The following is a 19707-nucleotide window of genomic DNA, read 5'->3' as shown; positions in this document are numbered from 1 at the left end:
TCCCGGCAATGAGCGCTCCTTTACTGGCCGACCCGCTGGGCGGGCCGACCGACCCCACGGTCATTCAGCACCAGCGCACCGGTCAATGGTGGATGTTCTATACCCAGCGGCGCCCGCATGCACGAGGGCTCGGCGTGGAGTGGGTGCATGGCAGCCGGATTGGCACGGCTGTGTCCGACGACGGCGCGGCCTGGCGCTACCGCGGGGTGGTCGAGGGCCTGGATCCCGCCAACACTCCGGGCCGCCACACCCACTGGGCACCCGAGGTCGCGTGGGATGGGAACCGGTACCACATGTATCTCAGCTGGATCCACGGGGTCCCGTCGGCCTGGGCGGGACATGAGCGGCACATCGCCCACCTCACCAGCCCGGACCTTGTGCGGTGGGAGCACCACGGGTTCCTCGCCCTCGGTTCCCGGTACGTGATCGATGCCGCCGTCGCCACCACAGCGGATGGTCGCGTGCGCCTTTGGTACAAGGACGAAGCTGACGGATCCACAACTCATGCTGCCGTCAGCCAGGACTGGCACACCTTCGCGGTGGAAGGGCAGGTCATCGGGGGCGTGCCCCACGAGGGTCCGAACGTCTTCGCGCTCGACGGCTGGCAGTGGTTGATCGCGGACGAGTGGTGTGGCCAGCGCGTCTATCGCTCCGACGACGGCGTCACATGGTCCGCGCAGGGGCGCATTCTCGACATTCCCGGATCCCACGCCGGCGACCGACAAGTGGGACGGCATGCCGACGTCGTCGTACGGGGAAAGGAGGCGGTCGTCTTCTACTTCACGCATCCCCACTGGGGTGGCAGCAACGCGGTCGAGGCGCAGGTGGGAGCACTGCGCGAGTCGACGGTTCACCGGGCACGCCTCTGGGTAAGCGAGGGTGTACTGCGGTGTGACCGGGACGTTCCGGCGGCCAGCCCGCTGTCAACGGGACGCGGCCGGCCCTAATGTAGTGCTTCGCGGGAGCAGGCCAACCTCAGTACTGACCGGTGGTGCTGGAACTGCCTCGCCCCATCACTGCACGGCGGAGCTTCACGCTCAAAGATCCCGCCCACCCTTGACCGTCTATCCAGGCTGCCCTAGGTTGGTGAAAGCGCTTTCCATTGAAAGGATTCAAAGATGAATACTCGCTATCGCCTCACTCCTGTGCCAGCTACGCTCGCTCTGAGCCTGGCCCTTATCGCTGGAGGTGGCGTCCTTCCTGCGGTCGCCGCACCAGCCCACCACCAGAATCGGCCGGGGATCCAGCTGGAGCACCTCGACCGCGGACTTGTCGCGGCTGCCACCACCGAGGGCACGTTCCTCAGTTGGCGTCTCCTGGCCACCGAGGTGACCGGTTCCACCACCACCGGCCAGGCGGGCCCGGACTTCGCCGTCTACCGCGACGGCAAGAAGATCGCCACGGTTACCGACAGCACCAATTACCTCGACCCCGCGGCCACCGATGACACCGCCACTTACCAGGTAGCCGCCGTCGTCGACGGGGTGGAGCTTGCCCGCAGTGGGGACGTGAGCCCCTGGGCCCAGGGATATGCCGAAATTCCACTCCAGAAACCCGCTGACGGGGTCACCCCGGCGGGTGAGAACTACACATATGCCGCAAACGACATGAGTCTCGGCGACGCAGATGGCGACGGACAGTTCGAGTACGTGGTCAAGTGGGAGCCGACAAACTCCAAAGACGTCTCCCAGATTGGCTACACGGGCAACACCTACATCGACACCTACACGATGGATGGCGCGCTGCTGCACCGGATCGACCTCGGCGTCAACATCCGCTCCGGCGCCCACTACACCCAGTTCATGGTCTATGACTTTGACGGCGACGGCCGCACCGAAATGATGATGAAAACGGCGCCGGGCACCAAAATCCTGTCCTACGACGACGCCGGCAACGTCACCGACGAGCGCTTCATCACCATGCCGGAAGACGACCTTGCCGCCGGTTACGCCAACGACGACGACTACCGCAAGAGCGCAGCCGACTACTACGAACATGTCGTTGACCTCTTCACCCAGTGGCACGAACACCCGGAGGTGGTTTCCGGCAACTGGCCCGCAACGCTTGAGGAGGCTTTCGGCATCGACCCACGCCACGCCTACCCGCTTTCGGATACGAATGCCCGCGACCTGGCCGACTACTTCATTGACGAGTACGCGCCCGGGCGCAGCGCCCGGAACAACCTGCGGGCGTTTGAAGGCTTCATCCTGAGCGGCCCCGAGTACCTCTCGGTCTTCGATGGCGCCACCGGCGAGGAACTGCAAACCGTCGACTATGAACCCGGACGGGGCGACGACGGCCTCATGTGGGGCGACTACGCGATGAGCCGCATCGAGCCCGGCAACCGGGTGGACCGCTTCCTCTCGGGGGTCGCCTACCTGGACGGCCAGCGTCCGTCGGCAGTGTTTGCCCGCGGCTACTACACCCGCACCACAATGGCCGCCTACACCTGGGACGGTAAAAATCTCTCAACCGTATGGAACGTGGACAGTGGCCACGCGCCCATGAGCAACCCGTTCAACGACAGCCCGCACGGCCGCCCCGGCACCGACCCGGAGTTCGGGTCGCTCAACACTCAGGGGTTCCACTCGCTGAGCGCGGCTGACGTGGACGGCGACGGCCGGCAGGAGATCGTCTATGGTTCAGCGACGATCGACGACGACGGTTCCCTGCTCTACAGCTCATTCGCCACCATGCCTGAGGGCAGCGCGACGCCCGGCGTTGAAGCTGGTCTGGGGCATGGCGATGCGATGCACGTGACCGATATTGATCCGGAACGGCCCGGGCTGGAGATTTTTACCGTGCACGAGGGTGGAGCCTATGCCCCCTACGGATCGGCGCTCCGCGATGCGGCAACCGGCGAAGTGCTCTTCGGTGCCTACTCGGGGCGCGATACCGGGCGCGGCATGATCGGGGACGTCCGTGCCGACGTCGACGGGATCGAGGTCTGGTCGAGCATGCCGGGCGGCACCGACGCATCGGGGCTGCTCAGCTCGACCGGCGACATTCTCGAACCCCGGACCCCGGGCACCAACATGAGCATCAAATGGGCTGCAGACCTGACCACGCAACTGGTCAATGGCTCCGGCGACGGCACTCCCACTATCGACGACTGGACCCGCGGCACCCTGTTGACCGCCGACGGCACCCGTACCAATAACGGCACCAAGGGCAACCCCTCGCTGGTCGCGGATGCCTTTGGGGACTGGCGCGAGGAACTGTTTGTCCGCACCGCTGACAGTTCAGCAATTCGGGTCTACCTGAGCACTGAGGTAACCGAGCATAAGCTCTCCACGCTGATGCACGACCCGCAGTACCGGGCCGAGGTGGCCCGCCAGAACACCACCTACAACCAGCCGTCCTACCCGAGCTACTACCTCGCCTCGGATATGGACTTCGCCGCGGTTCCGGTCCCTGAGGCCTGGACCCCCGGTATCGTCAGCGCCCTCGGCTCCACCCTCGAGACCCTGACCGTCAGCGGGGAGGTTGCTGGCCCGGTGGCGAAGCAACTGGAATCGTCGCTGGCCCAGGCCGAACGTGCGGCCGCACAGGGTGATCTGGCGAAGGTGCGCAAGGCAATGGAGAAGTTCGTGAAGTTCCTGGGGCAGTCCAAGAAGCCCGACGTTGTCCCCGCCCCGGCGCGCGCGGTGCTCGATAACGGTGCCCGGACCATCCTCGGAATGGTCGGGTAGCCCGCCCTTTCCTGCCGGCGGCCAGGCTCAGCTCCTCGTGAGGAGCTGAGCCTGGCCGCTCAGCGGGAGAAGACGTCCCGTTGGAACCTGATGTGTTCGGCCGCCTGGGCGGGTCCGCCGTTCTCGTGGCCGTTGTACGGGAAGACATTCATCGACTTTGGCCCCGCGTAGTGGTTGTAGGCGGCGTACACGCATGACGGCGGGCAGATGTCGTCGAGCAGGCCCACCGAGAACAGTGCCGGGATACCCGCCCGGGCGGCGAAGTTGACCCCGTCAAAATAGGCCAGCGTCGCGAAGACTTCCTCCTCGCGGCCGCGCTGGATCCCGAGGTAGCGCACCAGCTCGCTGTAGGGGGCGGTATTGACCAGTTCAGTGGCCCTGCGAACATGCGCGAGAAACGGCACGTCGACAATCGCGGCGACCGGAGGGTGCTCCAGCCGCAGGGGTGTCAGGGCGGCTGCGGCCAGCGCGATTGCGCCGCCTTGGCTTCCGCCCGAGATGAGCACCCGCTCCCGGTCCACGAAGGCGTGCGACTGGGCAGCCTCCACCGCGCGGACCGCGTCAGTGAACAGCCGGCGGTAGTAGTAGGTTTCAGGGGAATCGATACCTAGCGTCAGATGACCGCCAAAGTGCGGCCCACCCACGCCGGGGTCGGGGGTGTCGCCGCTCCGGTGTCCGGCGCCCTGGCCCCGCAGGTCCATCACGAAGTGCGCGACGCCGGCGCTCGGGATGGCGGTCCACTCACCGAGGAGGCTCCTGCCGCCGCCGTATCCGATGTACGTCACCACGGTGGGCAGCGGCCCGGTCGCGGAGCGTGGCCGGAGCAGCCACCCCTTGATGGGGTGGCCCCCGTAGCCAGCGAAGGTGACATCCTCGGTCACCAGTTCCGAGTATCCGGCGTCGACCTCCTCGAAGCGGGCATCAAGGGTGAAGGACGCGGCCTGGGCCAGGGTCTTCTCCCAGAAGGCGTCGAAATCCGCGGGTTCACTCCGGGCGGGGAGGTACTGCTGGAGCTCGCTGAGCGGGAGGTCAAACTGCGGCATCTAGCGGTTTCCTTAGCTCGTTGTCGTCTCGGAGGAGTCTTGGATCACAGTATTTCAGAACAAAGCCTTGCAAATTGAGACGATTCAATTTAGTCTCATCGGAGAGCGCTTTCCCCCGTGATGTAAGTCATAGTACCAGCGGGTCAGAAGAGCTTCACCAGTTATCTGAGCCGTTCCCAGGAGGACAAAGATGTTCAACAAATTTTCACGACGCGCCGGGTCCGGCGTAGCGGTCACGGTCGCAGCGGTTCTGATGCTGACCGCCTGCGGTGGCAACGGCGGCGACGCCGGCGGAACCCCCGACCCGAATGAGGAAGTCACCCTCAACTTCACCTGGTGGGGCAACGAGGATCGTGCCTCCCGCTACGAGGAAGCCATCGCCCTGTTTGAGGATGAGAACCCGAACATTGACGTCAACGGCACCTTCATGGACTTCCCTGCGTACTGGGAGAAGCGCCAGACCGAGGCTGCCGGTGGCGGCCTGCCCGACGTCATGCAGTTCGACTACAGCTACCTTCGCCAGTACGGCGAGAACGGCGTGCTGCTTGACCTCACCGAATACGAGGGCAACGGCCTGACCACCGATGGCATCGACGAGACGCTGATGGCCACCGGTCGGCTCGAGGATCAGACCCTCGCCGTCCCCACCGGCTACAACGCCTGGTCCCTCTTCGAGAATCCGGCAGTGCTTGAGGAAACAGGTGCTACCGGATATGAAGGCGGCACGTCCTGGGAGGACTACGACGCGTATATGACCAGCGTCACCGAGGCGTCCGGGGGAGAGGTCTACGGCGGCACCGACTACACCGGCCGCATCCAGAACCTTGAACTGCAGATGCGCCAGGAAGGCCGTGAGCTGTTCACCGACGAGGGAGAACTGAACTTCACCCAGGAGGAGCTTGCCGAATTCTGGAGCAGCGCCCAGGGCTTGCGCGACAACGTCACCATCCCCGCCCGCCAGCTGGAAGAGGTTGCCCCGAAGTCAGGCTTCGGGTCCAACCTCACCGCAAGCGAAATGACCTGGTCCAACTTCATGGGCGGCTACCTCGGCGACACCGGCGCCGAGGACCTGACCATCCTGGCGCCGCCCACCAGCGACCCCTCGGTCAAGGACCTGTACCAGAAGCCCAGCATGCTGCACGCGGTTTCCGCGGGCACCGAGCACCCCGAAGCTGCAGTGGCGTTCGTCGAGTTCCTGATCAACAGCCCGGAGGTCGGCGCAATCTTTGGGGCCAGCCTCGGCGTTCCCGCCTCGGAAACCGCATTGGAAGGGGCAAGCCTCGAAGGGCCGGATCTGGGGGTCAAGGAATACCTCGACTCCGTCGCTGACCGCATCGGAGACCCTCCCGCCGCGCCCGTCGTCGGCTACGGCGCGCTGGAGAACACCTTCCTCACGCTCGGTACCTCAATCGGTCTGGGAGCCATCACGCCGGAGGAAGCTGCACAGCAGTTCTTCGACGAGGTCGCTGTCACCCTCGGCAGCTGAACCGACCGTAGAGCCTAGGAGCAGTGTGATGACCACGGGATCGGCGCCAGCGCCACAAAACACCCGCACAACCGCCGAACCCGGCGCCCGTCCGGCGGGCAACCGCCGGGCGGGCGGGCACCCCAAACGCAAGGGCAATTCGGAGACGGTCGCCGGGTACGCCTTCCTCGCCCCCTGGCTGGTGGGACTCTTCGCCTTGACCTTGGGCCCCATGCTGTTCTCCCTCTATCTGGCTTTCACCGACTACAACCTTTTCACTGCCCCCGAATGGTCAGGCCTGGCGAATTTCGAACGGATGGCCGGCGACACCGTGTTCTGGGGCTCGGTCCAGATCACCCTCATCTATGTACTGGTGGGGACACCGATCAAGCTGGCGGCCGCCCTGGGCGTCGCGATGCTGCTGAACTACAAGTCGAAGGGGTCCGGTTTCTTCCGCTCGGCGTTCTACGCACCGAGTCTCATCGGCGCCTCGGTGAGCATCGCGATCGTATGGCGGGCAATGTTCTCCGCCGAGGGCCCGGTTGACAGCGGGCTCAGCTTCCTCGGGATCAACCTGGGTGGCTGGGTCGGCGTGCCAGCACTGATCATGCCCATGATGATCCTGCTGGCTGTCTGGCAGTTCGGCGCACCGATGGTCATCTTCCTGGCCGGACTGAAGCAGGTGCCAGCCGAACTTTACGAGGCTGCGTCGGTGGATGGGGCGAAGGCCTGGCGGAAGTTCATCAGCGTCACCCTGCCGATGCTCTCGCCGGTGATCTTCTTCAACCTGCTGTTGGAGATGATCGGCGCCTTCCAGATTTTCGCATCCGCCTACATCATCGGCTCAGGCTCCGGGGGTCCCGCGGGCGCCACCAACTTCTACACCGTCTACCTCTACACCCGCGCGTTCACGAACAATCAGATGGGCTACGCCTCGGCGATGGCCTGGGTTCTGCTGATCGCGGTGGGCATCCTCGCTTTCATTCTCTTCCGCACCTCCAAGAGCTGGGTGCACTACGGAGGTGACACCAAATGAGCACCATCGAATCAACCCCCACCGCGCCCCCGCCGGTGCAACCCATTCACAAGCGTCGCCAGCCACCCCGCCGGACCGCAGCGAATGTGGCCTGGATTGTCGGCATCGTGCTGCTGACCGTCGTCGTGCTGTATCCACTGGTGTGGATGATCTCCGCGTCGTTCAAGCCGAGCTCGGAGTTCGGGTCCAACCAGGGTCTGCTGCCCGAGAACCCCACCTTCGACAACTTCATCAAGGTGATGGAGGGTGTCGCCGGCATCCCCACCTGGAGGTTCTTCTGGAACTCCACCATCCTTGGTATCGGGGCGGTCATCGGCACGGTGATCTCCTCATCGATGGCGGCCTACGCGTTCGCCCGCCTGAACTTCAAGGGCCGGCCGCTGTTCTTCGCCATGATGATCGGCACGCTGCTCCTGCCGTTCCACGTGCTGATCATCCCGCAGTACATGATCTTCCGGAACCTCGGCATGGTGGACACGTTCGCCCCGCTGCTGGTGGGCAAGTTCCTCGCCACCGAGGCATTCTTCGTGTTCCTGATTGTCCAGTTCATCAGGAACCTGCCGAAGGAACTGGACGAGGCGGCCCGCATCGACGGGTGCGGGCACTGGCGGATCTTCTGGTCGATCACCGTCCCCCTGATCAAGCCCGCCCTGATCACCTCCTCGATCTTCGCGTTCATCTGGAGCTGGAACGACTTCCTCGGCCCGCTGCTCTACCTCAACTCGCCGGAGAACTATCCGCTGCCGTTGGCGCTGCGCGTGTTCAACGACCAATCCAGTGCCTCCGACTACGGCGCGACCGTTGCGATCTCGGTTCTCGCCCTCCTGCCGGTGATGCTGTTCTTCGTCATCTTCCAGCGGTTCCTCGTGGCCGGGGTTGCCACCCAGGGCCTGAAGGGGTGACAGTGCTCAGCCTCCGGGGCGGCCGCAACCAGCGTCAGCGGCGCGACTTGCCCGACGGCACCACACTCAGGTGGCCGGGTGCCGAAGGGAAGTTCGCGCTGTTCGCCGAGGTGTTGTGGATTGGCGTGCTCACCGTCGCAGGTGGCCTGCTGATCGTCACCCTGCCCGCTGCGCTTGCCGCGTCCACCCGTCACCTGCACCGCTACCTGCGGGCCGACCGCTCAACCATCGGCCAATGGTGGTCGGACTTCGGCGCGGCACTGCGCACCGGCTGGATCGTTGGCCTGGCGACGACGGCGGCGGCCGTCGTGCTCTCCTTCAACCTCCTCCTGGCGGGCACCCGGGTGCTGCCCGGATGGCAGGTGGTAGTCGCTGGTGGAGCCCTCGCCGGGGTGCTGGTGGCGCTGATTCTGTTGCAGTCTGCGGCACGCTGGAGCCCGGAGCACGGCTGGAGGCGGGCCCTCCGGGACGGCGCCAGGTCACTGATCACCGATCCGGGAGCGATCATCCAGCTGGTTCTCGCGCTGCTGTTGACCAGTATCGTGACCTGGCAGCTGCTGCCACTGCTGGTGCCCGGCCTGGGCTGCCTTGTTTTCGCGGTGCTCGCCGTCAAGGAACGCGAGCGTCCGGCGAAGTAACCTCTTCCCACGTCCCTCCCCAGGTCGAAAGGACCATTCCCGTGCACTACGGCGCCGATTACAACCCTGAACAGTGGCCCGAATCCGTCTGGCCGGACGACGTCGAACGGATGCGAGAGGCGTCGGTCACCATGGTGAGCCTGGGCATCTTCGCCTGGTCGCGGATCCAGCCTGCGGAGGGTGTCTTCGACTTCGGATGGCTCGACCGGGTCATCAACCTGCTGCACGAGGGAGGGATCGCCGTGGATCTGGCGACGGCGACCGCCTCACCGCCGCCATGGATGACCGCTGCCTACCCGGAGATCCTCGCCGCCGACGAAAACGGTGCGACGTACTGGCACGGCAGTCGGCAGCACTATGCGCCGTCGTCGCCGACGTACCGCCGGCTTGCCGGTGAACTGGTGAAGCGGCTCGCCGAACGGTACGTTGACCACCCGGCGGTGGTGCTGTGGCATGTCAACAACGAGTACGGCTGCCACCTCAACCTGGACTACTCCAACTCAGCGCGCGACGCGTTCCGTGACTGGTTGCGTGCTAGGTACGGAACCCTTAAGTCGCTGAACGAGGCCTGGGGAACCTGGTTCTGGGCTCAGCACTATGAATCGTTTGACCACATTTACCCACCCCGCAAGGCGCCCTACAGCCACAACCCCGGCCAGCTGCTCGACTTCCGCCGGTTCACCTCCGACATGCTCCTGCAGTGCTACCTGATGGAGCGCGACATCATCCGGGCAGCCGGGGCGCGCCAGCCCATCACCACCAACTTCATGGGCGCCTTCAAACCAGCCAACTACTGGCAGTGGGCGCAGGAGATGGACGTCATCTCCGACGACTGCTATCCCGACCCCAACGACCCGGAAAGCTTCCGGGCTGGCGCGTTCCAGCGGGACCTGATGAGGTCCCTGAAACCCGGGACGCCGTGGCTCCTCATGGAGCAGTCCACCAATGCCCTGAACTGGCGGCCCAGCAACGCCCCGAAAGCACCCGGGCAGATGCAGGCGCTCAGCATGCAGAGCGTGGGCCGGGGCGCCGACGGCATCCTGTTCTTCCAGTGGCGACAGTCCCGCGCCGGGGCCGAAAAGTTCCACTCTGCGATGCTGCCGCACGCCGGCACTTCCACCCGCACCTGGCGTGAGGCGCAGGGCCTGGGCCTCGAGCTGGCCGCCCTGCCAGAGCTCCCCGCGGGCACCCGGGATGCCCGCGTGGCCATCGTGTTCGACTGGGAGAACTGGTGGGCCCTGGAAAACCCCGACCACCCGGTGGTCCTGGACTACGTCGAGTGCGTGCAGGGCTGGTATCGGGCCATCCACCGCCAACACGTCCAGGTGGACCTGGTGCTCCCGACCTCCGGGCTGGAGGACTACGCGGTGGTCGTTGCACCCCAGCTGTATCTGTTGACGGACGACGGTGCAGCGAACCTTACCGGCTTCGTCCAGGGCGGCGGTCACCTGCTGGTGACAGCGTTCAGCGACATCGTCGACGAGCACGACCGTTTCCGTGAGGGCGGATTCCTCACCCAGTTGGGACCCCTGCTCGGGATCACCCTCGAGGACTTCGGGGCGCTGGTGCCGCCCGCATCGTCGGGGCCCGGACAACGCACCGCGCCGGTGGCGTTGGGCCAGTCAACCTTCGACGGACTGTACCTTGCGGAGGAGATCGCGACCGTCGACGCCGAGGTTCTGGCGACCTTCAGCGGCGGCCGTACCCAGGGGCTACCCGCGTTCACCACCAGGGTCAGCGGCGCAGGCCGGGCCTACTATCTCGCCACCGTGCCTGACGACGACGGTGCACGCCTGGTGAGCGCACACGTCTTCGCGACCGCGGGCATCGAACCCGTGCTCGCGGGGCTGCCCGATACCGTTGAAGCCGCGCAGCGTGGCGAAGTGACGACCCTGATCAACCACGGCGCGGACGCCGTCGCCATCGAGGTGTCCGGAACCAACCTTTTGACTGGTGAGGCAGTGGACAAGGTGCACCTCGAGTCCTTCGGGTACGCGCTGCTGCGCCGGCCCTGAACGGTCCACCAGCATTTGAACCGCCAGCCTGCATCACCGCCCAACACGAGGAGAGTCATGGCCCGCGCACGTATTGTGATCGACAGGGATTTCACCATCGGCGAGGTACCCCGTCGGCTGTTTGGCTCCTTCGTGGAGCACATGGGGCGGTGCGTCTACAGCGGGATCTACGAGCCCGGCCACCCCGAGGCCGACGAGGCAGGTTTCCGGCAGGACGTCCTGAAGCTGGTCCGCGAGCTCGGCGCCACGGTGGTGCGCTACCCCGGCGGTAACTTCGTCTCCGGGTACAACTGGGAGGACGGGATGGGCCCGGTGGAGCAGCGCCCGCGCCGGCTGGACGGCGCCTGGCACACTGTCGAAACCAACGTGTTCGGTCTCCACGAGTTCGTCGACTGGTCGCGGCAGGCCGGGGTGGAGATCATGGAGGCGATCAACCTGGGCACTCGCGGTGTCGATGCCGCCCGCGAGCTGGTTGAGTACGCCAACCACCCTGGCGGCACCTACCTCTCGGACCTGCGGGCGGCCAACGGGCACAAGGACCCGTTCGCCATCAAGCTGTGGTGCCTCGGAAACGAGATGGACGGACCCTGGCAGATCGGCCACAAGACCGCCGACGAATACGGGCGCCTGGCCCAGGAGGCGGCCAAGGCGATGCGCCTGGTAGACCCCTCCCTGGAACTCGTCGCCTGCGGAAGTTCCAACGCCCACATGCCGACCTTCGGCGCCTGGGAACAGACAGTCCTCGCCCACACCTACGACCAGGTGGACTACATCTCCCTTCATGCCTACTACCAGGAGGAGGCCGGCGACGTCGGAAGTTTCCTCGCCAGCGCGCGGGACATGGACCAGTTCATCGAATCCGTAGTGGCCACCGCTGACGCGGTCCGCGCCCGCGGCAAGCACAGCAAACACATCAATCTGTCCTTTGACGAGTGGAACGTCTGGTACTCCCGCCCCGGGGACGCCGACAGCCCCGAACAGGTGGGCAACCTCGGCTGGCGCGAGCACCCCCGGGTGATTGAGGACGAGTACAACGTGACCGACGCCGTCGTCGTCGGGACGTTCCTGAACTCGCTGCTCCGGCACGGCGACCGGGTGAAGATCGCCAACCAGGCACAGCTGGTCAATGTGATCGCGCCCATCAGGAGCGAGGCGGGTGGACCCGCATGGCGGCAAACCATCTTCTGGCCATTCGCCCGGATGGCCGAGCTGGCGACGGGGCAGATCCTGCAGCTCACCATCGAGTCGGACCGTTACACGAACGCACGCTTCGGGGACACGGACCTGGTGGATGGTGCCGCCACCTTCAATGAGGAGACCGGCCGGGTGGTCTTCTTCCTGGCCAACCGGTCGTTGGAGGAAGCAGCCGACGTCGAACTGACCCTCCGCGGGCTGGACGCTGTGCGGGTCACCCGCGCGGAGGTGCTGCGCACGCCAGCGGGCCAGGACCGCTTCACCACCAACAACCTGGCCCGGGGTGAACACGTGGGGATGACACCGTTGCGGGATGTCACCGCAGGGGGTCAGGAGGTCCGGGTGAGCCTGCCCGCCCTGTCCTGGTCCGTCATTGAGATCGAGACCCGCCTGGGCTGACGCGGGTTCAGCGGCGGGGGGTGCTGTCCCGGCAGACGACCTCGGTGACAACCGGCCCGTTGGCCGCTCCGGCAACCGAACCGACGCCGAAGGACAGCTCCAGCGCCCGGCGTCCCACCTCTTCGAGGGGGATACGGACAGTGGTGAGGGCAGGGGTGATGTCCCGGACCGTAGGAATATCGTCGTAGCCAGCGATGCCCAGATCCCGGCCGGGTTCCACGCCCGCCTCCCGGAGCGCCGACATGGCGCCCATCGCCATCACGTCGCTTACGGCGAAGAGCAGATCGACGTCGTCGAGTCCGTTCCTGACGAGTTCGGTGGCACCCTGGTACCCGCCGTCGCGGTTGAAGTCGGTGTGGATGACGTGTCGGTCGGCCAGCTCCAGGTCATGGGCCGCCAGGGCGTCGCGGAATCCCCGCAACCGGTCCTGGGCGGCAACGATGTCCGGCGGCCCGGCGAGGACGGCAAACCGGCGATACCCCAGCCCGACCAGGGATTCAGCGAGGGCACGCGCGCCGCCGCGGTTATCCAGCAACACGGTGGCAAACGGTGAGGCGTCCTGGCTGATGAAGGCGACCCGGCCACCGTTTTCCTCGAACGCCGACAGTTCCCGGCGCAGCTCGGCTTCCTGCGGGGAGCCGGCGACCCGCGATCCGGCGAGGATCATCACCCGGGGACGTTGCCCGCGGAGGGCGCGAACCGTTGCCAGTTCCCGCTCCGGATTGCGGCCGGTCACCGCGATGGTCACCACCAGTCCCGCGGTCTCTGCGGCTTTGATCACCCCTGACGCAATGGTGGAGAAGTAGGGGTCCGAGATATCGGCGACCAACAGGGCGACGGTGGTGGTGGTGCCCTTGGCGACGGCCTGGGCGAAAAGGTTGGGGATGTAGCCGAGGCGCTGCGCGGCGTCGACCACCCGCAGACGGTAGGTCTCGTTGACTTTGCGGGCGCTCCCGTTCAGGGAGCGGGACGCGGTTGCCAGCGACACTCCAGCGGCCAGCGCCACATCGTTGAGTGTTACTGCCGGCTTGTTGGTGCCTGGTTCCATTGCTGCGGCGTATCCTTCCGATGGCCCGCTGGACGCTCGTCCCCAGCCGGTGCCCTTAGCATTGTTGCACGCGCCTGGTGTGGACAGCCGTGCTGCACACTGAGGGTAAGCGCTTTCTAGACATCTTGCTCCCACTTTTCCCGCCGCGCCAGTGCCTGTCATGCTGTAACTATGATTTCTTGCAGTGTGGCAGCAGTCGGCAGGTCAGCAACCAGGGCGCGGCGGCATTTCACCGAGCGCGGGGCGGCATGATCGGCCGCCGCCGGCCGCGGCCACTGCCCCCGGAACCCGATGGCACCGAACTGAAGTGGCCCGGCGCCACCAACCGGGTGGAGTTGTTCGCCCAGGTGATCTGGGCGGGAGTGCTCACCACGCTGGCAGGACTGGCGATCATTACTCTTCCGGCGGCGATCGCCGCCGGCACCCGGCACCTGAACCGGTATCTTCGCGCGGAGCGGAGCACCGTCCGCAGTTATGGGTCCGATTTCCTGCGCGCGCTGCCCGGAGGGCTCCTGGTGGGGGTGGTCGCCCTGGCACTCGCGGCTGTCCTGGGGCTGAACAGCTTCCTCGCCGCCACGCAGGTGTTGGTGCTGTGGCCAGTCATCCTTGGCGTCGGCATCCTGGGTATCGCCGCGACGGTGGTCGCGCTATTGCAGGTTGGTTTTCACTGGGCGCCGGAAACAGGGTGGAAGGTGGCGGTGCGTGAGGGCCTGCGGCGGACCAGCGGTGACCCGGTTGGGGGTGCGCTGATCGCCGCAGTTGCCGCAGTAGCCGGGGTGATCGCCTGGCTGCTTTCCCCGCTGGTCGTCGCGGGGGTGGGGTGTCTTCTGTTCACCGTGCTCACCGTCAATGTGCGTCCCCGCCGTGGCGCCGGTCCGGGACCTGGCAGCTAACCCTCAGGAAATCCCGGGTAGCCCCTCCTGCAGGGCAGTGCTGAGGTGGGCGCCGGCCTCCGCCAGCATCGCAGCGGTGAAGATGTGGCCACCCGGGTGCCAGGCGCCGCGGTAGTGCTCAGGCCCGGCGTCCGTCTGGTCCCGGAGCAACCTGTCGGCGTCACGCATCCCCTCGACGGGGAAGAGCGGGTCGTCAAGGGCGTACTGGACGAGGAAGCGCGTCGTGGGAGCCAGGGATGACAGTGCTGGCCAGTCGCAGACGGCGGCGAGACCCGGCGTGCTCAGCAGCCATGAGTGGCTCTCCAGGTACGCCGGGAACAACGACTCATGAGTGGTCATCATGCATGACACCACACAGGCGGTCAGCCGCTGATCCAGCGCTGCGAGCATCAGTGCCCGCCCGCCGCCGCCGGAAAAGCCGCCGACGCCGACCCAGTCCGGATCCACTTCCGGGAGCTGCCGGAGGATGGCAAGGGCAACCAGGTCGTCGTATGCCACCATCCCGGCGTAGCTGGTGCCCAGGAGCGCTGCCGCCTTCGCCACCGTATTCTCGTGCTGGGCGGCCAGGGTGTTGTAGGTCAGTTCCGGGCTGGGGCGGACCCCGTCGGCGGTCCACTGGGCGGTGGCGGCGCGGAGGGCATCACCCGCCCGCTCCGGTGCCGGATCCAACACGAACCCGCGGCTTCCCCAGCTGAAGGCATCGTGCACCAGGACCGCGAAACCCGCCCGGGCAAAGTCATTGGCGACGGCCCGGCCCTCGTACAGCTTCCGCTGGAGAGCGACGACGTCAGGGTCGGTCGCCTGGCCGAGGTCGACCAGCCGCTCGCCCCCCAGCCACTTGTTGCCGCCATGGCAGTGCATCCACAACAGGCCGGGCAATCGTCCCTCGTGGTGCAGCGGAGTCACCAGCCGCGCTGAGGTGGGCGGCCCGAAGGGCAGTTGCCAGCTCAGGCGGCTCACCCGCACACCCCCAACTACCGACTCTTCACTTCGCGTGACGGTGTAGGCCGAATCATCGGGCGCTGGCAGTGCCGGCACTCCCACCACATTGGCCACGCGCTCGCTGTCTGCGGAGGTGGGGGCGAACCGTCTCCGACTGGTCATGAACGCTGGCCAGTCCTCGTACCCGCCGATGGCGCTGGCTTTAGCCATGTGCGGCAGCCGGCGGTGAGTGGGGTGAAAGCCGCAGGCGCGAATTGGTGAGGTGGGTGCGCATCGCCGCTGCTGCGCCCTGCGCGTCACCAGCCGACACGGCGTTGAACACCGCCAGATGTTCTTCCCCCACCAGCTCGAAGCCGGCGGCCGAGGCGACGCCATCCTGGGGAGCCAGCCGCGTCTGCGGCATGGTGATCATCGAGGCCCCCAGGGAGGCGATCAGGTCGAGGTAGAACCGGTTATGGGAGGCGATGGCGATGCCGCGGTGGAACGCGAAGTCCGCCTCGATGGCTGCCCGGGGGGACTGCCCGGCGGCACCGAAATCGGAGAGCGCCCCGCTGATGGAGCGAAGCTGGGCTGCGGTGTGGCGGCGGGCGGCCAGCGCCGCTGCCTCCCCTTCCACCCCAATCCGGAAGTCGAGGAGGTCCAGCCGGTCCTGATGGGTGCGGATACCGCCGGGTTCGACGGTGAACGGCTGACCGGTGGGCTTGGTAAGCACGAAGGTCCCTTTACCCCGGTAGGTTTCGACCAGCCCGGACGCCTGCAGGCGGGAGAGCGCCTCGCGCACCACCGTCCGGCTGACCGCGAACTGCTTCTCCAGCGCTGACTCGGAGGGGAGCTTGTCGCCTGGCACCAGCAGTCCATCGAGGATGCTTTGCCGCAGTTCGTCAACGAGCCGGGTGGCGAGAGCCGTCATCGCACGCCGAACTCGACCGAATCGGTGGTCCACGCGGCAGCCTGCTCGCTGAGGGTGAACCCCAAGCCCGGGCGGTTCGGCACGATCATCCGTCCATTGACGGTTTCCAACCGTTCGTTGAAGAGCGGGTTCAGCCACTCGAAGTGTTCCACCCATGGCTCCCGTGGGTAGGCCGCGGCCAGGTGCAGGTGAATCTCCATGGCAAAGTGGGGCGCCAGTTGCAGGCCAGCCTGGTCGGCCAGGGCCGCGAGCCGCAGGAACGGCGTAATTCCGCCAATGCGTGGTGCATCGGGTTGGATGATGTCGGCCGCTCGGTGGGTGATGAGGTTGATGTGCTCGCTGACGCTGGAAAGCATCTCACCTGTCGCGATCGGGGTGTCCAGGGCGTGGGCCAGCTGGCCGTGACCCTCGGCGTCGTAAGCATCGAGGGGCTCCTCGATCCAGGTGAGGTTGAACTGCTCGAGCGTGCGCCCCATCCGCATGGCGGTGGGCCGGTCCCATTGCTGGTTGGCATCCACCATCAGGGGGACTGACGGACCGAGGTGTTCCCTGAGTGCGGCGACGCGTGACAGGTCAACGGCTGAATCGGGGTGGCCCACCTTGATCTTGATGCCACCGATACCGTCCTCCAGCGACTCGGTTGCCCGCTCCTTCACCTCATCGATCGAGGCCTGCAGAAAGCCTCCGGAGGTGTTGTAAGTTCTTACCGAGTCCCGGTAGGCACCCAGCAGTTTCGCCAGCGGTAGCCCGGCCCGCTTCGCCAACAGGTCGTAAAGGGCGATGTCCAGGGCCGCGATCGCCTGGGTTGCGACTCCGCTTCGTCCCACCGACGCACCAGCCCAGAGCAGCTTCTGGTAGACGCGACCGATGTCGCTGGGGTCTTCCCCCAGCAGGTTGTCGGCCACCTCCCTGGCGTGCGCGTACTGGGCGGGTCCACCGGCCCGTTTGGAGTAGCTGAAACCCGTGCCGTGATGACCCTGTTCGGAGCGGATGTCGGCGAAGAGGAAGACAATTTCAGTCATTGGCTTCTGGCGACCCGTCAGCACCTTGGCATCGCTGATCGCGGTGGTGAGCGGGAGGGTCAGCGTGGAGAGCTTCACGTGCCGAATCCGGTCGGTGGTCGCTGCGCCGCCTGATACCGCGGCCAGCGGGTCGGTTGCGTGCTGAAGTGTGCTCATGGTGGGTGTCCCGCCGTTGGAAGTATTTTCACACATAGTACAAGTAGCGAACTTGTCATACAAGTAGTGACAGGCCACCAGTGGTACCACTTCTGTCAGGCGGGGTCCCATCCGGTTGTTGCTAGTTGCCGGCGAGACCCTCTGCCGCCAGCCCGATGACGCTACGCCGCACGTGGCCTTCCATCAGCCGGTGCGCGTCCTCGCCGCGGCGGGCCAGGACCAGTCGCAGGAGGTCCTCGTGCTCCTCGTGATCCTGCTCACGGGACGCGCTGCTTTCCGGCAACGAGAGGCCGAGGCGGCGGTATCGATCCGAGAGGTCCCAGATTTCATCGAGCAGGTGGATCAGGCGCGGGTTGTGGGACCCGCGGTAGATTGCCTCGTGGAAATCCCGATGCGCCGTGAGGGCGGCGTCACCCTGGTCGCGGGTCACCGGCAGCAATCGTGAGAAGGACTCTTTCATGGCTGCCGCGTCAGCGTCGGTGTGACGTTCGGCGGCCAGTGCGGTGGCGAACGGGTCCAGGGCGAGGCGCAGATCCATGAAATCGTTGATTTCCTGGGAGCTGATCGCGGACACTCGCGCATCACGGTGGCTTTCCAGTTCCACGAGGCCCTCGGACATCAGTCGCTTGAGCGCCTCCCGCAGCGGGGTCAGGCTCATCCCCAGGGACTCGGCCAGTTGTCGCTGCGGCAACAGCGAACCGGGCGGGATAGCACCCGACAGGATCCGTTGCCGGACTTCGGCGTAGGCGAGGTCGCTTTTGGTTTTGTAGATCACTGCAACATTCTCTCCTGATAGCGCCGATCTTCGGCGCAGTGCCGTTGACAACTGCCCAAACAGCCCGGTAGCGTCCGGCTCAAGTTATAACTTATAACACTGGAGGTTCATTATGAAGATCGTTTCCATCCACGAGGGAACCCTGCCCATCAGCTCGACCATGCGCAACGCCTGGGTCGACTTCAGCACCATGGACGTGTCGATCATCGCGGTGGTCAGCGACGTGATCCGCGACGGCAAGCCGCTGGTGGGCTATGGATTCAATTCCAACGGCCGGTACAGCGCAAGCGATATCCTCCGCCGCCGCGTGATTCCCCGCCTGATGGCTGCAGACCCGAACGACATCCTTCGTGAGGACGGCACCAACTTCTCGCCCGAGAAGATCTGGGACATCGTGATGCAGAACGAGAAGCCAGGTGGCCATGGTGAACGCTCTGTCGCCGTCGGCGTTCTCGACATGGCGCTCTTTGACCTTGCTGCCAAAATCGAGGACAAGCCGCTCTACCGCTACCTCTCGGAGAACTACGGTGACGGTTCCCCCGACGAGGACGTGTTTGTCTACGCGGCCGGCGGGTACTACGCACCGGGCAAGGGACTCCCTGAACTCCAGGACGAGATGAGAAAATTCCTTGGCCTCGGTTACACGGTAGCCAAGATGAAGATCGGCGGGGCGAGCCTGGCAGAGGATCTGCGACGGATCGAAGCGGCCATCGAGGTGGTAGGAAGCGGTCAGAACCTTGCGGTGGACGTGAACGGACGCTTCGACCTCGAGACGGCGCTCACCTACGCCGACGCAATCGCCCCGTACAACCTGTTCTGGTACGAGGAAGTGGGCGACCCGCTGGACTACCAGCTGCAGGCCACCCTCGGGGGACGGTATCCCCACCCGATGGCCACCGGTGAGAACCTCTTCTCATTGCCGGACGCCCGCAACCTGTTGCGTTACGGCGGCATGCGACCGGACCAGGATATTCTCCAGTTCGACCCCGTCCTCGGGTACGGCCTGGTGGAGTATCTGCGGATCCAGGCACTGCTGCCCGAGTACGGGTGGTCCCCGCGGTCCTGCATCCCACACGGTGGGCATCAGTTCGCCCTGCACATTGCCGCGGCTCTCAAGCTGGGAGGCAACGAATCGTACCCCGGCGAATTTTTCCCGACGGGCGGCTTTGCCGACGAAACCGTGGTCCAGGGCGGCCGGGCCCGTCCCACCGAGGCGCCGGGGATCGGGTTCGAACTCAAATCAGCGTTCTACAAGCACCTCCTCGCGCTGCACGGCTGATATATGTCGCCGGCTTGATCGGTTGGAAACCGCTTTCCTTGACGTGCGCCACGTCACACGTTATTGTCTACTAAGGCCGCCTGAGAAACCGTTTTCTCAGATCGCTTGCAACCATGAGAACCAATGACGATTCGATAGGAGACGGAATGGGTACGGTGCCAGATCGGAAACCGACTGCTACTCCCGCTCACTTTCCCCGGCGGCCGGTAAGGACGGGTTATGTCTGCGTTAGGTGAACTTTCCCAGATGAAGCGGGGGCCGAAGGGTCCTAAGCGGAAGCTGACTGATGCTGAGAAGA

Annotated in this window: 16 protein-coding genes; 10 read left to right on the top strand and 6 right to left on the bottom strand. The window is 65.7% G+C overall.

From position 1 onward, the window contains the following. The first annotated feature begins 8 nt into the window (after positions 1 to 8). On the top strand, positions 9 to 947 hold the full coding sequence (locus tag HMI57_RS04345) for a glycosyl hydrolase (RefSeq protein ID WP_171584722.1): 939 nt from the start codon (positions 9 to 11) through the stop codon (positions 945 to 947). Positions 948 to 1118: 171 nt separating this feature from the next. After that, complete coding sequence (locus HMI57_RS04340) at positions 1119 to 3692, top strand: rhamnogalacturonan lyase (RefSeq protein ID WP_171584721.1); 2574 nt, start codon at positions 1119 to 1121, stop codon at positions 3690 to 3692. Positions 3693 to 3751: 59 nt separating this feature from the next. On the opposite strand, the gene HMI57_RS04335 is transcribed toward HMI57_RS04340, so the two are convergent. Further along, entirely contained in the window at positions 3752 to 4735 is a 984-nt protein-coding gene (locus HMI57_RS04335; protein WP_171584720.1) for an acetylxylan esterase, read from the bottom strand. Positions 4736 to 4925: 190 nt separating this feature from the next. Here HMI57_RS04335 and HMI57_RS04330 point away from each other — a divergent pair, with 190 nt between their 5' ends. The 6 genes from HMI57_RS04330 to HMI57_RS04310 are packed head-to-tail and all read left to right on the top strand — an operon-like array spanning position 4926 to position 12384. Next, positions 4926 to 6221, top strand: a complete 1296-nt coding sequence (locus HMI57_RS04330; RefSeq protein WP_171584719.1) for an extracellular solute-binding protein — start codon at positions 4926 to 4928, stop codon at positions 6219 to 6221. Positions 6222 to 6249: 28 nt separating this feature from the next. Then, complete coding sequence (locus HMI57_RS04325) at positions 6250 to 7236, top strand: sugar ABC transporter permease (RefSeq protein WP_171584718.1); 987 nt, start codon at positions 6250 to 6252, stop codon at positions 7234 to 7236. Further along, the gene (locus HMI57_RS04320; protein WP_171584717.1) at positions 7233 to 8138 is read left to right on the top strand and encodes a carbohydrate ABC transporter permease; all 906 of its coding nucleotides are present in this window, start codon (positions 7233 to 7235) and stop codon (positions 8136 to 8138) included. The genes HMI57_RS04325 and HMI57_RS04320 overlap by 4 nt, the downstream gene beginning before the upstream one ends. Before the next feature lie 2 nt (positions 8139 to 8140). After that, positions 8141 to 8776, top strand: a complete 636-nt coding sequence (locus HMI57_RS19475; RefSeq protein WP_346655135.1) for a hypothetical protein — start codon at positions 8141 to 8143, stop codon at positions 8774 to 8776. A gap of 41 nt (positions 8777 to 8817) precedes the next feature. Continuing rightward, the gene (locus HMI57_RS04315; RefSeq protein ID WP_346655134.1) at positions 8818 to 10791 is read left to right on the top strand and encodes a beta-galactosidase; all 1974 of its coding nucleotides are present in this window, start codon (positions 8818 to 8820) and stop codon (positions 10789 to 10791) included. A 57-nt stretch (positions 10792 to 10848) separates the two neighbouring features. Then, the gene (locus HMI57_RS04310) at positions 10849 to 12384 is read left to right on the top strand and encodes an alpha-N-arabinofuranosidase (protein ID WP_171584715.1); all 1536 of its coding nucleotides are present in this window, start codon (positions 10849 to 10851) and stop codon (positions 12382 to 12384) included. A 7-nt stretch (positions 12385 to 12391) separates the two neighbouring features. On the opposite strand, the gene HMI57_RS04305 is transcribed toward HMI57_RS04310, so the two are convergent. Further along, a complete protein-coding gene (locus HMI57_RS04305) occupies positions 12392 to 13432 on the bottom strand; it encodes a LacI family DNA-binding transcriptional regulator (RefSeq protein WP_171584714.1) in 1041 nt (346 codons plus the stop codon). Positions 13433 to 13680: 248 nt separating this feature from the next. Between HMI57_RS04305 and HMI57_RS04300 the strand changes: the two genes are divergently transcribed. Further along, a complete protein-coding gene (locus tag HMI57_RS04300) occupies positions 13681 to 14325 on the top strand; it encodes a hypothetical protein (protein ID WP_171584713.1) in 645 nt (214 codons plus the stop codon). Between the two features lie 3 nt (positions 14326 to 14328). Here HMI57_RS04300 and HMI57_RS04295 read toward each other — a convergent pair whose 3' ends face one another. The 4 genes from HMI57_RS04295 to HMI57_RS04280 form a co-directional block, all read right to left on the bottom strand. Next, positions 14329 to 15477, bottom strand: coding sequence for an acetylxylan esterase (locus HMI57_RS04295; protein WP_171584712.1), 1149 nt, complete (start codon positions 15475 to 15477; stop codon positions 14329 to 14331). Next, on the bottom strand, positions 15470 to 16177 hold the full coding sequence (locus tag HMI57_RS04290; RefSeq protein ID WP_171584711.1) for a FadR/GntR family transcriptional regulator: 708 nt from the start codon (positions 16175 to 16177) through the stop codon (positions 15470 to 15472). The genes HMI57_RS04295 and HMI57_RS04290 overlap by 8 nt, the downstream gene beginning before the upstream one ends. Then, the gene (locus HMI57_RS04285) at positions 16174 to 17355 is read right to left on the bottom strand and encodes a mandelate racemase/muconate lactonizing enzyme family protein (RefSeq protein ID WP_171584710.1); all 1182 of its coding nucleotides are present in this window, start codon (positions 17353 to 17355) and stop codon (positions 16174 to 16176) included. Before HMI57_RS04285 ends, HMI57_RS04290 begins: the two co-directional genes overlap by 4 nt. Before the next feature lie 121 nt (positions 17356 to 17476). Then, positions 17477 to 18130: a GntR family transcriptional regulator gene (locus HMI57_RS04280; protein WP_171584709.1), complete on the bottom strand. Its 654-nt coding sequence runs from the start codon at positions 18128 to 18130 to the stop codon at positions 17477 to 17479. Positions 18131 to 18242: 112 nt separating this feature from the next. On the opposite strand from HMI57_RS04280, the gene HMI57_RS04275 reads away from it, so the two are divergent. Continuing rightward, positions 18243 to 19409, top strand: a complete 1167-nt coding sequence (locus tag HMI57_RS04275; protein WP_171584708.1) for a mandelate racemase/muconate lactonizing enzyme family protein — start codon at positions 18243 to 18245, stop codon at positions 19407 to 19409. Positions 19410 to 19707: the final 298 nt, after the last annotated feature.

The sequence above is a fragment of the Arthrobacter sp. 260 genome, assembly GCF_013116745.1.
Lineage (GTDB): Bacteria > Actinomycetota > Actinomycetes > Actinomycetales > Micrococcaceae > Arthrobacter_D.
The sequence above is the reverse complement of the archived record's forward strand: the minus strand, read 5'-3'. Positions and strand labels throughout refer to the sequence as shown.